Annotated in this window: 11 protein-coding genes; 5 read left to right on the plus strand and 6 right to left on the minus strand. The window is 60.3% G+C overall.

Annotation, left to right across the window (positions count from 1 at the left end):
- Positions 1 to 3: 3 nt before the first annotated feature.
- Genes H035_RS17715 through H035_RS0101815 form a run of 5 tightly spaced genes read right to left on the minus strand, consistent with a single transcriptional unit; the run spans position 4 to position 7,030 of the window.
- A complete protein-coding gene (locus H035_RS17715; RefSeq protein WP_022947300.1) occupies positions 4 to 1,674 on the minus strand; it encodes an ABC transporter ATP-binding protein in 1,671 nt (556 codons plus the stop codon).
- Positions 1,671 to 2,507: a phosphoserine phosphatase SerB gene (gene serB / locus H035_RS17720; protein WP_022947301.1), complete on the minus strand. Its 837-nt coding sequence runs from the start codon at positions 2,505 to 2,507 to the stop codon at positions 1,671 to 1,673. Before serB ends, H035_RS17715 begins: the two co-directional genes overlap by 4 nt.
- Positions 2,508 to 2,532: 25 nt before the next feature.
- Positions 2,533 to 3,879 carry an ABC transporter permease gene (locus H035_RS0101805; protein ID WP_022947302.1) on the minus strand — a complete coding sequence of 449 codons (1,347 nt, stop codon included), beginning with the start codon at positions 3,877 to 3,879 and terminating at the stop codon, positions 2,533 to 2,535.
- Positions 3,876 to 4,853, minus strand: coding sequence for an ABC transporter permease (locus H035_RS0101810; protein WP_022947303.1), 978 nt, complete (start codon positions 4,851 to 4,853; stop codon positions 3,876 to 3,878). Before H035_RS0101810 ends, H035_RS0101805 begins: the two co-directional genes overlap by 4 nt.
- Positions 4,850 to 7,030 carry an ABC transporter substrate-binding protein gene (locus H035_RS0101815; protein WP_022947304.1) on the minus strand — a complete coding sequence of 727 codons (2,181 nt, stop codon included), beginning with the start codon at positions 7,028 to 7,030 and terminating at the stop codon, positions 4,850 to 4,852. The genes H035_RS0101810 and H035_RS0101815 overlap by 4 nt, the downstream gene beginning before the upstream one ends.
- Positions 7,031 to 7,078: 48 nt before the next feature.
- Here H035_RS0101815 and H035_RS0101820 point away from each other — a divergent pair, with 48 nt between their 5' ends.
- From H035_RS0101820 to H035_RS0101830, 3 genes are all read left to right on the plus strand, one after another.
- Positions 7,079 to 7,561: a DnaJ domain-containing protein gene (locus H035_RS0101820; protein WP_022947305.1), complete on the plus strand. Its 483-nt coding sequence runs from the start codon at positions 7,079 to 7,081 to the stop codon at positions 7,559 to 7,561.
- 389 nt (positions 7,562 to 7,950) lie between these two features.
- Entirely contained in the window at positions 7,951 to 8,226 is a 276-nt protein-coding gene (locus H035_RS0101825; protein ID WP_022947306.1) for an RNA recognition motif domain-containing protein, read from the plus strand.
- A 151-nt stretch (positions 8,227 to 8,377) separates the two neighbouring features.
- Positions 8,378 to 9,595: a UbiH/UbiF/VisC/COQ6 family ubiquinone biosynthesis hydroxylase gene (locus tag H035_RS0101830; RefSeq protein ID WP_022947307.1), complete on the plus strand. Its 1,218-nt coding sequence runs from the start codon at positions 8,378 to 8,380 to the stop codon at positions 9,593 to 9,595.
- Here H035_RS0101830 and H035_RS0101835 read toward each other — a convergent pair.
- Complete coding sequence (locus tag H035_RS0101835) at positions 9,592 to 11,028, minus strand: M48 family metalloprotease (RefSeq protein WP_040574313.1); 1,437 nt, start codon at positions 11,026 to 11,028, stop codon at positions 9,592 to 9,594. The two genes, H035_RS0101830 and H035_RS0101835, sit on opposite strands and share 4 nt — an antisense overlap.
- A gap of 16 nt (positions 11,029 to 11,044) precedes the next feature.
- On the opposite strand from H035_RS0101835, the gene tusD reads away from it, so the two are divergent.
- Both tusD and tusC read left to right on the plus strand, forming a co-directional pair.
- Positions 11,045 to 11,452 (plus strand): sulfurtransferase complex subunit TusD, encoded by a 408-nt coding sequence (gene tusD / locus H035_RS0101840; RefSeq protein WP_235044529.1) that lies wholly within the window; start codon positions 11,045 to 11,047, stop codon positions 11,450 to 11,452.
- Positions 11,452 to 11,805 carry a sulfurtransferase complex subunit TusC gene (tusC, locus tag H035_RS0101845; RefSeq protein ID WP_040574314.1) on the plus strand — a complete coding sequence of 118 codons (354 nt, stop codon included), beginning with the start codon at positions 11,452 to 11,454 and terminating at the stop codon, positions 11,803 to 11,805. Before tusD ends, tusC begins: the two co-directional genes overlap by 1 nt.
- The last annotated feature ends 2 nt before the right edge of the window (positions 11,806 to 11,807 follow it).

Consider the following 11,807-nt stretch of genomic DNA (forward strand, 5'->3'; position numbering starts at 1 on the left):
ATATTAGGATGGTTGCTCTTCCAGCCTACCGTACTGGTTCATGTGGGGAGAGGTTGGAGACAGCGATTTGCCCGGCAGGGCCGACAGTAGTTTTTCCGTATAGGGGTGGCGGGGGGAGAAGAGCACTTGCCGGGTTTCCCCCAACTCCACGATTTTGCCGTCCTGCATGACCGCCACCTGATCGGCGATTTCCGCCACCACCGCCAGGTCGTGGCTGATGAACAGATAGCTGACCCCGGTGCGTTGCTGCAATTGCTTCAGCAATTCGATAATTTGTTTTTGCACCGACACGTCCAAGGCGCTGGTGATTTCGTCGCAGACGATCAGCCGGGGTTCCACCGCAAGCGCCCGGGCGATGCAAATGCGCTGACGTTGGCCGCCGGAAAATTCGTGCGGATAGCGCAGCCGGCTTTGGGGCGGCAGACCCACGTCCTTCAGCAGTTGTTCGATCCGTTCCCCATGGGATTTGGCGGGAAGGTCGGTGCGTAAGGACCGGATCCCTTCGGCCACGATGTCGCCCACCAGCATTCTCGGATTCATGGCCGAAAACGGATCCTGAAACACGATCTGGAGCGCCCGGCAGCGCTGCCGGACCGGCACTCCCTCCAATTCCCGGCCGTCGAAATAGACCCTTCCCCCGGTGGGCGGTATCAATTGCAACAGCGCTTTGCCTAAAGTGGTCTTGCCGCAGCCCGATTCGCCCACCAGGGCCAGGGTCTGCCCTTGGGGGAGGGTAAAGGAGACCCCGTCCACCGCGCGGACGTGGTCCTTGACCCGTTTCAAGAGGCCTTTTCGAACCGGATACCACACCTTGAAATCGCGCACTTGAAGCAAGGGGGAAGCCGCCTGTTCGGTAGGCGCCGCCGCGGCGAGGCAGCTTTCCAAGCGAGGCAAGGTATCCAGAAGCTGGCGGGTGTAGGGATGTTTGGGGCGGCTAAAGAGCGGGGCTTCCCGTTTATCCAAGGTTTCGACGATGGCGCCGTTTTGCATCACCGCCGCCGAGTCGGCCAGATCGGCGACCAAGCCCAGATCGTGGGTAATCAACCACAAGGCCATGTCGCGTTGGCGTTGGATCTTGGCGAGCAGGTCCATGATCTGGGCCTGGATGGTGACGTCCAGCGCGGTGGTGGGCTCGTCGGCGATGAGCAGATCCGGTTCCCCGGCCAGGGCGATGGCGATCATCACCCGTTGGCGTTGCCCCCCCGACAATTGGTGGGGATACGTGTCGATCCGTTGTTCCGGGGCGGGGATGCCCACTTGGCGCAATAGTTCCAGGCTCTGTTGCCGGACCCGCTTGCGTCGGACGCCCAATTGCCGTACCAAGACTTCGGCGATTTGCTCGCCCACCGTTCTTACCGGATTGAGAGAAGTCATGGGGTCCTGGAAGATCATTCCGATGCGCTTGCCGCGGAGGCGGTTCATCTGCCGTTCGGGGACCTGCAACAGATCGATGCCGTCGAGCATGATCCGTCCGGCGGTGATGCGAGCGTCCGGCGGCAGTAGACGCATCACCGACAAGGCGGTGATCGATTTACCGGAACCGGACTCCCCCACCAGAGCGAAGGTTTCACCGCGGCGGACGGTGAAACCCGCGCCGTCCACCGCGGTGAAAGTGCGGCCCGCCTGGCGGAACTGCGTGGACAGACCTTCGACGTGGAGCAGCGTTTCGCTCATGACGCCGCGACAAGATAACGAATATCGTGCCAATCCCCCCGATCGATCAGGGCATCGGCGTGACGACGGGCGATGGGGTGGCCGTGATAGGCCACGCCCATTCCCGCCTGTTGGAACATCAAGACGTCGTTGGCACCATCCCCCACGGCGATCGTCTGGTTTGGAGCAATGCCCATTTCGCGCACCAAATCATGGAGGAATTCGGCTTTGCCCTGTCCGTCCACGATCGTACCGCCGAGCCGGCCGGTGAGTCGACCGCTGCGGGATTCCAGGACGCAGGCACGGGCCCGGTCGATGGGGAGGATTTTTTGCAGGCGATCGGTGAAGAAGGTGAAGCCGCCCGATACCAGCGCCGTGGCGATCCCGCGTTCCTTGAGCCAGGCCAGGGTGGCGGCGGCGCCCGGCTGCAGGGCGGGTTTCATGCGCTGCTGGAAAACTTCTTCCAAAACGCTTTCCGGCAATCCCTCCAAAAGCGCGACCCGCTCTTTAAGCGCGGCGGCAAAATCCAATTCCCCCGCCATGGCTTTCTCCGTGATCGCCGCCACTTGATAGCGCAAATTCAGGGTCGCGGCGATCTCGTCGATGGTTTCGATGGCGATCAGGGTGGAGTCCATGTCGGTGACCACCAGTTTGACTTGCGCCGGCTCGAACGCCAAGGGCAGGGTGTTGACGTCGCAGCTCAGTTCCCGCCGCAGCCCGTCCAAGTCCAACGGCTCGGCATGCCGTAGCAGCAGATGATCGGGACGGCGCTGCACGGCTCCCAAAGCGGCGAGCCGATCGTTCAGGTCGGGGGAGAGGTGGGCGCGGTGGATGACGGTTCGATAAGTAGGCATGGTGTTTATTTGCGAATGGACGATCTCATTCCTCGGCCCGCCTCGGGTCGAAGGCATCGCGGACCGTGTCGGCGAACAGATTGGCCGCCAGCACGAAGGAGAACATGAAAATGAAAGCGGCGGTCAGGGTCCACCAGACGATGGGGTCGCGGGCCAGCTCCAGGCGCGCGCTGTTGATCATATTGCCCCAGCTCTGGGTGGTGGGATCGACCCCGATGTTGACATAGGCCAATACCGCCTCGGCCAGTACCAAGCCGCTGAAATCCAGTACCACCGAGATCAGGACGATGTGGAACACGTTGGGGAGAATATGACGGATCAGCGTCCTCGGATGGGAAACCCCCAGGGCTTGAGCCGCCTGGACGTAATCCATTTCCCGCAGTTTCAGGGTTTCCGCCCTCAGCAGACGGCACAGACCGGTCCAATTGGTGATTCCCAGGATCAGGCAGAGGAAGAACAGGCGCATGTCGGCGCGTACCGCAAGGTTGTCGAACTGTTCCGGATGGGCGGCGATATAGACCTGGAGCATCAAGATGGCCGCGGCGATCAGGAGCACGCCGGGGATGGAATTCAAGGTGGTGTAGAGGTATTGAATGACGTCGTCCACCCAGCCGCGGAAATAGCCGGCCAATACCCCCAAACTCAAGGCGAAGGGGAGCATGACCAAGGTGGTCAAGGTGCCGATGATCAGGCCGGTGCGGATACTCTTCAGGCTTTGATAGAGCACGTCCTCGCCCACCTTGTCGGTTCCCAGGACGTGGTACTTGAGGCTCAATTCGGCGATGCTAAATCCGGCGATCAGGATCGCCGCCGTGGTGACCCCCAAAGTGACCCAGGGAAGCCCGTTTCGGGCGGTGTCGGAAGGCGGCCTTGTCCGGCGGCGGAGGAATATCACCGCCAGGCAGCCCAGCAACCAGATTCCCGATCCCTTGACGGTGCCCAATAGCGCAGTGCCAGCGATATCCGCCCATTTATCTTCGGGATTGGCGAGATGGGCGCCGCCGTGTTTCAGGGGTGGATAGGTCCAGATTTGGCGTCCGTCGGACCCGATTTGGAATTCGCGTGAATAAAGATGGGTGGCGAATGGGGCGGAATAGGTTTTTTCCGTCCGGACCCTAAGGGGTTCGACCCACCGGTCGAAGAGGCTCAGCATCTGGCCGTTGTCGGCGTTGCGGAAATGCAGAGAATCCAGCAGGCCGATGCCGGTGAAGGCCAATAATACGGTCAGGGCCGCCATCCCGGTCCGGTTGTGGACGATTTTGCGCCACGGCCGGCGAAGGTGCTCCTGACGCCGGGCGTAGACGATCAGCGCGGCGATGGCGGCGGCGAGTACGAACAAAAGCGCGTCGGTCCACAGCACCACCCAGGTCATTGCAGGCGCACCCTCGGATCCACGAGTGTATAGGAAATGTCGGTCAAAACCAGGCCTAGAATATACAACGCCGATCCCAAAAACACCATGGAGCGGACGATGGCGAAATCCTGCCGGTTGATGGCGTCGATGGTGTAGCTGCCCAGCCCCGGAATACTGAAAAAGGACTCGGTCAAAAGGCTGCCCATGAACAGCAGCGGCAGCAGGGCCACCACCCCGGTGAGAATGGGAATCAAGGCGTTCTGGAGTACGTGGCGGAACAAGACCGCCGGTTCCGATAACCCCTTGGCGCGGGCGGTGCGGACGTAATCCTGCTCGATCTCCTCCAGGAATAGCGTGCGGTACCAGCGCACGCCCGATCCGATGCCCGATACCACCCCCACCAGGATCGGCAGGATGATGAAATAAATTGCGTTGAGCCCGCCGGCGTAGCCGGAGATGGGCACCAGCTTCATGATTTTGCCGAACAGATACTGCCCGGCGATGATGTAGAACAAGGCGGAAATGGACATCAGGATGACGCAGGCGGTCAGTCCCGAAAACTCCAGATAGGTTCGGCGGAAGAACACCAGCAGCAAGGCGAAGGTGATGTTGACCGTCATCCCCAAAACCAGGCTGGGTACGGCGATGGCCAGGGAAGGCCACATTCGCTGCTTGATGTCGGCGCCGATGTCGCGGCCGCTGTCGGAGCGCCCGAAACGCAGCAGAAATAAATTGACCGACTTCTGGAAAAAGATCGTCCGGGTGACGGTCTCCACGCCTTGCGCGCCAGCGTTGACGAACAGCGGCAGATCGTAACCGTGTTCGTGCTTCCACTTGTCGATGGCGTCTTGGGTGACGTGTTTGTGGCCCAATTGCATGCGCGCCATGTCGTCGGGGGGGTTGACCACGAAGAACAGCACGAAGGTAATCACGTTGATCCCGATCAGGATCGGAAACGCGTGCAAGATCCGGCGCAGCAAATAGGCGGTCATGACCGGGCACCCGCCTGCATCCGTTTGCGGTAACAGAGCCACGCCGGCAGGCCGGCCGCCACCAGACCCAGCAGGACCAGTCCCAGCGGCCACCAGATCGGCCGGTTCCAGCGCCTGCGTGCTTTCGCCCGGCGGTCCGGTTCCAGGCGCAAGTATTTGAGGGTGTTGTTGGCCATCAAATTGGGCTTCACGTTGTGCAGCCAGCCATGATACAGAGTGAAGTTTTTGGGATGGAAGCCGAACATCCACGGCGCGTCACGGCGGATGATCGCCTGGAGTTTTTGGATCAGCTCGAGTCGCTTCGGCGTATCGTCCATGTAGCGCATCCGTTCGAACAGGCGGTCGAATTCGGGGTTGTGATAGTTGGCGGCGTTCTCCCCGCCGTGCTCGACCTTTCCGTTGGGACCGTAGAACAGGAAAAAGAAGTTTTCCGGATCGGGGTAGTCGGCGTTCCATCCCCAGGTGAAAATTTGGGCGTTGCCGGTACGCATTTTTTGGCGGAATCGATTGTAATCGGTGGCCCGAACCACCAGTTCGATGCCCAGTTTGGCCAATTGCTTCCGGTACCAGTTGAGGCGTGCCTTGTCGTCGGGTCCGCCGCCGGGCGTATCGAGGTAGAGCAGCAAGGGCTGCCCGGTTTTGGGGTCGCGGCCGCCCGGATAGCCCGCCTCGGCCAAGAGTCGGCGGGCTTCCCGGATCGATTTGCGCCGCGGGTGGCCGTTTTGCCAGCGGTAGAGATAAGGATTGATGCCTTCCGGTCCTTTCAGATAGCCGAAAATCCCCGGCGGCAACGCCCCCTGGGCGGGGACGCCCCGGCCGTTCAGGAAAATGGAAATGTATTCCTCGTAATCCACGGCGATGGAGAGGGCTTGACGCAGCTTGCGCCCGGATTCCTTCAAGCCGCCGACAACCGGATCGAGCAGGTTGAATCCCAGGTAATAGATGGAAGGGGCCACTGAAGTTTGCAGATGGATTCCTTTGTCCTTGAGGGCGTCGGTCAGTTCCGCCTGTCCGCCGCCGCCGAAACGGATCGCTTGGTCGAAACTGTCGGAGCCGATACCGGAGGCCTCGTAATAACCCTGCAGGAATTTATTCCAGGAGGGAATGGATTCCCGTTCCAAAATATAGTGGATTTCGTCGATGAAGGGCAACGCTTTGCCGGCGTCGGCGAGCAATCCCTGGGCGGCATCGCCGCCTTCCCCCGTTTGCGGATAGGTTTCGCCGTGGAAGTTGGGGTTTCGGGTCAGCACCATGCGCCGGTTGGGGTTGTTTTCCGTCAGCAGATAAGGGCCGGTTCCCACGGGATACCAGTCCATGGTGATATTGCGTTCGATCAAGGGGGGTTGATGGTAGAACTGGTCGGCCTCCCAAGGTGTGGGCGCGAAGAAAGGCATGGCCAGCCAGTATTTGAACTGGGGGTATTTGCCGTGCAGCCGGATCACGTAGCGATAGCGGCCCAGCACCCGGACGCCGCTGATCCGGAAGGGGCGCACGTCGAAGAATTCCCCGGGCGCTTCTTCCGCCTGGGTCAGGCTTTCCCGGTAGTAACTTTGGACCTCCTTGGCAAAAGCTTCGAGTCCCACGATGTGCTCTTGCATCAGGCCCGCGATGGGAGAATGGATTTGCGGATGAACCAGGCGTTTGATTTGATAGACGTAATCTTGGGCGGTCAATTCGCGGCTGCCCTGATGGGGAAAATCCCGCGGGCTGCGGATGCCCTCCAAATCCGCTTCGCTGAGGCGGTGGTAGCGGAAGCCCCCTTGGTCGTTGCGGGCGAATGCCGGATGGGGCTGGAAGCGAATGCCCGGTTTCAGGGTGATCAGATATTCGCTGTAGGCGATGTCCTCGGCCGGGGTGTCCGGGGGGAGGGGGCGGCCCTGCGGGTCGAAGTAGGTCACTTCGGGCATCTTGCTCGCGGTGAGGGGAATCAAGGTGTAGGGACGCTTGAGGTAGTGGTATTGCAAGGGCGGCTCGTAGATCTGAGCGATCAGGCTGTATTCGTCGGCACTGTACGACACCGCCGGATCCAAATGCTTGGGCCGCTCGGCGAACGAAGAATAGTAAATATCCCGGCTCCGTTCCGAAGCCGGGTACGGGTTGTTCAGCGGACCTTGGCAGCCGCCCAATAAAGTCAGTGCGACCAGCCATCCGAAAGTGAGTTGACGGGAGATTGTCATGGACGCGTACTATATCATTTCGTTTCGATCATGGCGTGGGTCAAAACAATGATTCGCTTATTATTGCTGTTAATCGTGTTGGGCGGGGTGATTTGGGGCTTTAGATGGTTGATGCGGACGCCGCCCCGGGAAGTGGCCGCCAAATTGCGGGGCCCCGCCGGCATGGCGTTGATCGGGTTTTTGGTGTTGTTCGCCGTGGCGGCCCACAGTTGGCTTCTGCCGGTTTTGGGGGCGGCAGGGGTGGTGCTTCTGCGCGGCCTGCCCCATCTGTTTCAGTGGTGGCCGACCTTGGAGCGGATCTGGCGGCAACGGCCGCGGTCGGAAAGCGCGCGCGCCGGGCGCGACTCGATGCCCGGGTCGGTGGCGGAGGCCTATGAAATCCTGGGGTTGAAACCCGGCGCCAACCGCGCCGAGATTGTCGCCGCCCATCGCCGTTTGATGCAAAAAGTCCATCCCGATCGGGGCGGTTCGGACTATATCGCCGCCCAAATCAATCGGGCCAAGGAAATTTTGCTCAATTCCCACAAATAATTCTTGCATTTATCGGTCGACTCTCATAATCTTGCTCTTATCTGACCGAGTTGATGATTTATGGATTTCCTTGTCTCCGAACTCCGACCTAAACCGGAGTTCCCAAAGCCCTCCCCGGGGCGGCCGCACTTCCAAGGTGCGGCGTTATTTCGTTTTACCTTGATTCCCTTCTTATCCAGGTTCGACGCGCTACGCGCAATCTCCGCGATGTTTTTCCGTCTATGGCAAGAGCTATCCTCGTGGGCGACTGAGTCGTGCTCTAGGCGTGCGCGCAAATTCAAAAACTTGGGCGCCAGCCCGGGACTCGTAACATCGGCTTTCGCGCCATTGGCCGATTTTGCGATCAGTGCAGATAAATGGCGTGTTTCTTTTCCGATAGGGTTGTAGCAATGAAAAACATCTATGTGGGCAACTTGCCGTATCAGTTGAGCGAGGATGAACTGCGCGATGCGTTTTCCCAATTTGGGGATGTGTCTTCGGTACGTATCATCAAGGATCGTTATACCGACCGTTCCAAAGGTTTCGGCTTCGTCGAAATGTCAGTGGATTCGGAAGCGGAAGACGCGATCAAGAATCTCGACGGTCAAGATCTCAAAGGACGCGCGCTGCGTGTCAATGAGGCCCGTCCTCGGGACGACTTCCGGCCGCGCCGGCAGTTCGCTTAAATCAAGCTTCGCAACCGTCTGCCTCGGCGGCCGGGGATTGCAGCGACCCGAGGGCGGCATTCGCTCTCGGGTTTTTTATGTCGATTGCTTTTCCCGGATCTTATCAGTACGCTGCCCGCCGTTGGCCGAATAGCGCTATGAGGAAGAGTTCATGACTGGACGCTATGATGTAATTATCGTCGGAGGAGGCATGGTGGGGGCCGCTCTGGCCTGTTCGCTGGGCGATACGCCGCTTAAGGTGGCGGTGATCGAAAACCGTCGCCCGGCGCCTTTCGAGGACGGACAACCGCTCGATTTGCGGGTATCCGCCATCAGTATCGCCTCCCGCCGAATCCTGGACGTGGTGGGGGCGTGGAATGCCATCGCCGCCATGCGCCTATGTCCTTTTCGGCGCATGAAAGTATGGGAAATGACCGACGGGACCGAATTTCGCAGCCGCGACGTTCAATATCCGGAGTTGGGCTACATTATCGAAAACCGTCTGGTCCAATTGGGCTTGCTCCAGCGGCTGGAGGAATTCCCCAATATCGATCTGCTGTGCCCGGCAAGGCCCCGCCGCATCGATTATTCCGCCGAGGGGTCGGAGATCGAATTGGAGGACGGCACCCGACTGGCGGCCCGCCTGTTGGTCGCCGCCGACGGGGGGCGCTCCCAAGTCAGGCAGGCCGCCGGGATCGGCGTGACCGCCTGGGATTACGAACAATCGGCCATGGTCTTGACGGTGCAAACCGCCTACGGCCAACAGGATATCACCTGGCAGCGATTTACCGAGAACGGTCCCCAGGCCTTCTTGCCGCTCCCCGGTCCCCACGCTTCCTTGGTGTGGTATCAGCGTCCGGAGGAAGTTCGCCGGCTGCACGCGCTGGACAGCGGAGAATTGCTGAATGCGCTGTACGAGGCGTTCCCGCGGGAGTTGGGAGATGTGGTGCAAATTCTGGATCGGGGCAGTTTTCCCCTGCGGCGCCAACACGCTCAGCGCTATGTCAAAGGCGGCGTGGCCTTGATCGGGGATGCGGCCCACATGATCCATCCCTTGGCCGGTCAAGGGGTCAATATCGGTCTGTTGGACGCGGCCGCCCTGGCCCAAGTTTTGGTGTCCGCCCACCGGCAGGGCAAGGATTTCGGTTCGCTAGATATATTAAAGGAATACGAAGCGATGCGGCGGCGGGATAATTTGACCATGATGACCGCCATGGATCTGTTTTATCGAGTGTTCGGCAACGCTTCGCTGCCCTTGAAGCTGCTGCGCAATCTGGGCTTGAACTTGGCCCAGCGGTTGTATCCGGCGCGGCTGGCGGTGATGCGCCGCGCCATGGGCCTGGAAGGCAATTTGCCGCGCTTGGCGCGGGGGGAGTCGCTGGCGGCTTAACGCTTGCGGGCCTTGTCTTCGGCCCGGAAATAACGCAGTCGTTCCTCGGCGACGGCCTTTAGAATGCGATCCTCCCGGGCCATTTTAGCGGCCAGTTCGGCGTGTGCGATCGCCTTGTCCAGGTCGCCTAAAGCATAGTGGTATTCGGCCAAGTAGCGCTGGGCTTCGGCTTGTTTGTCAAGCCCGGCGTAGGTTCGAGACAATAATTTGAGCAAAATCGGCTGGACTTTCTCCGGTGCGATCACCAACGGTTGCAGGAGTGCCCGGGCGTCTTGGAAATGCCCCGTATCCAAGAGGGCGCCGGCGTATTCCAATTTGAGTACCCAGGACGCCGGAAACCGCTCCAGGGCGATTCGGTAACGGCTGAGTGCCTTGTCGGTTTGATTGAGGGCGAGTTCGGTTTCCGCCATTCCATGGATGAACTGGGGTTGGCCGGGAAAGTCCTTCATCAGCTCCAGGAAAAGTTGGCGGCTGGATTCGAGCTGATTTTGAGCTTTTCGGGTCAAGGCGAGACCGTAGCGAGCCGCGGCGCGCTGCAGATCGGTTCCGCGCGCCATCAGAGATTTAAATTCGCTCTCCAGCTCCTCCCGGTCGGTGGCGGTGAGGACTTTGAGTTTGGTTTTGGTCAGTAAATACCCCAGTGAATCGGTGTATTGGTGATAGGGGAAGTCGTTTGCCCGGGCGCGGGTGTCGGCGATCCGCGAGCTGGTGACCGGGTGGGTGCGGAGGAATTCGGGGATGTCCCGTCCCAAAAAACGGGTCGATTGCTGCAGTCGTTCGAAAAAAGCGGGCATGCTGCGCGGATCGAAATCGCTCTCGGCCAGAATCCGAAGACCGATGCGATCGGCTTCTTGCTCGTTTTTGCGGGTGAAGTTGATTTGATGCTGCATGCTCCCGGCTTGCAGGGCGACGAGGGCGGCCTGGCCCAATTCCGGCACCTGGGTCCCGAGGAGGATGGCGGCCAGGGAAGCCGCGGCCATGGGCAGGGTCATTCGCTTGGCGACCCCGAACGCCCGTTGCAGATGGCGTTGGGTGACGTGAGCGATTTCGTGGGCCAGCACCGACGCCAATTCTCCCTCCGATTCGCTCGCCAGAATCAATCCGCTGTGGACCCCGATGTAACCGGCGGGGCCGGCAAAAGCATTGATTTCGGGTTCCATCACGACGAAAAAATGGAACGACCGATCCGCCATTTCGCTGTGGGCGACCAGATGCCCCCCCAGGGAGGCGATATAATCCTGAATTTCCGGGTCTTGGCTGATGCGGACTTGCTGGTGCAGGTTGCGATAAAACGCATCTCCCAGCTGTTTTTCCTCGTCCGGGCTGAGGACGGTGTCGGAAGGGGCGCCCATGTCGGGCAATTCGGGCATGGCGGCGGCCATGCCGGAGACGACGAGCAGCCATGCTAAGATGATTGAATGAACGAACGACATGCCAACGGCCTTGGGAATGAATGAGTTAGAGACCATGCGAGAGGCGGCCGGGTTCCTGAGTTATACGATTCAGATTAACGCCGGTCCTTATTCCAGCGAAGCGGCGGATCTCGCCTACCATTTCGCGGTAGCGGTGTTGGCCAAGGGGTACCGGCTGCGGCGCGTGTTTTTTTATGCCGACGGAGTGTACCACGCGCTTAAATTGAGTGCGCCGCCGCAGGATGAATCCAACAAGGTAACCCGTTGGACCGAGCTGGCCGAGATTCACCGGGTGGATCTGGTAGTTTGCTCAGCGGCCGCGCAGCGTCGCGGGGTATGGTCGCCGGAGGCGGAGTCGGATTTGGCGGTCGGTTTCCGGGTGGCCGGCTTGGCCTTGTTGGCGGAATCCATTTTGGAAACCGACCGTTTGCTGGTGTTCGGCTGATGCGTCATTTGTTTGTGATTCGCCGGGGGCCCCACGAAGGCGGGCGTCCCCAGGAAACCCTGGATGTGCTGTTGACCTTGGCGGCTTTCGACCAGGCGGTGGATGCCGTGCTTTTGGACGCAGGCGTATGGCAGCTTCATCGGAATCAACGGGGGGAAACCCTGGCCCGTAAGAATATCGCCGTCTTGTGGCAGGCGCTGGAGATTTACGGCGTCGATCCACCGTGGGTGGAGCGCGAATCGCTGGCCGAGCGGGGATTGCGCGAGGCGGATCTGGTGCTGCCGGTGCGACTGCTGGCACGCGAACGATTCTCCGGCCTGTTGCAGGACTACGACCGAGTGGTGGGGGATTGAGT

Source organism: Methylohalobius crimeensis 10Ki (assembly GCF_000421465.1).
Taxonomy (GTDB): domain Bacteria; phylum Pseudomonadota; class Gammaproteobacteria; order Methylococcales; family Methylothermaceae; genus Methylohalobius; species Methylohalobius crimeensis.

Bases quoted from the DNA above. Each gene is read 5' to 3' on its own strand.
- tusC (WP_040574314.1), top strand. From the start codon at position 11,452: ATGCGTCATTTGTTTGTGATTCGCCGGGGGCCCCACGAAGGCGGGCGT.
- H035_RS0101830 (WP_022947307.1), top strand. From the start codon at position 8,378: ATGACTGGACGCTATGATGTAATTATCGTCGGAGGAGGCATGGTGGGG.
- H035_RS17715 (WP_022947300.1), bottom strand. From the start codon at position 1,674: ATGAGCGAAACGCTGCTCCACGTCGAAGGTCTGTCCACGCAGTTCCGC.
- H035_RS0101815 (WP_022947304.1), bottom strand. From the start codon at position 7,030: ATGACAATCTCCCGTCAACTCACTTTCGGATGGCTGGTCGCACTGACT.
- H035_RS0101810 (WP_022947303.1), bottom strand. From the start codon at position 4,853: ATGACCGCCTATTTGCTGCGCCGGATCTTGCACGCGTTTCCGATCCTG.
- H035_RS0101835 (WP_040574313.1), bottom strand. From the start codon at position 11,028: ATGTCGTTCGTTCATTCAATCATCTTAGCATGGCTGCTCGTCGTCTCC.
- tusD (WP_235044529.1), top strand. From the start codon at position 11,045: ATGAATGAGTTAGAGACCATGCGAGAGGCGGCCGGGTTCCTGAGTTAT.
- H035_RS0101825 (WP_022947306.1), top strand. From the start codon at position 7,951: ATGAAAAACATCTATGTGGGCAACTTGCCGTATCAGTTGAGCGAGGAT.
- H035_RS0101805 (WP_022947302.1), bottom strand. From the start codon at position 3,879: ATGACCTGGGTGGTGCTGTGGACCGACGCGCTTTTGTTCGTACTCGCC.
- serB (WP_022947301.1), bottom strand. From the start codon at position 2,507: ATGCCTACTTATCGAACCGTCATCCACCGCGCCCACCTCTCCCCCGAC.
- H035_RS0101820 (WP_022947305.1), top strand. From the start codon at position 7,079: ATGATTCGCTTATTATTGCTGTTAATCGTGTTGGGCGGGGTGATTTGG.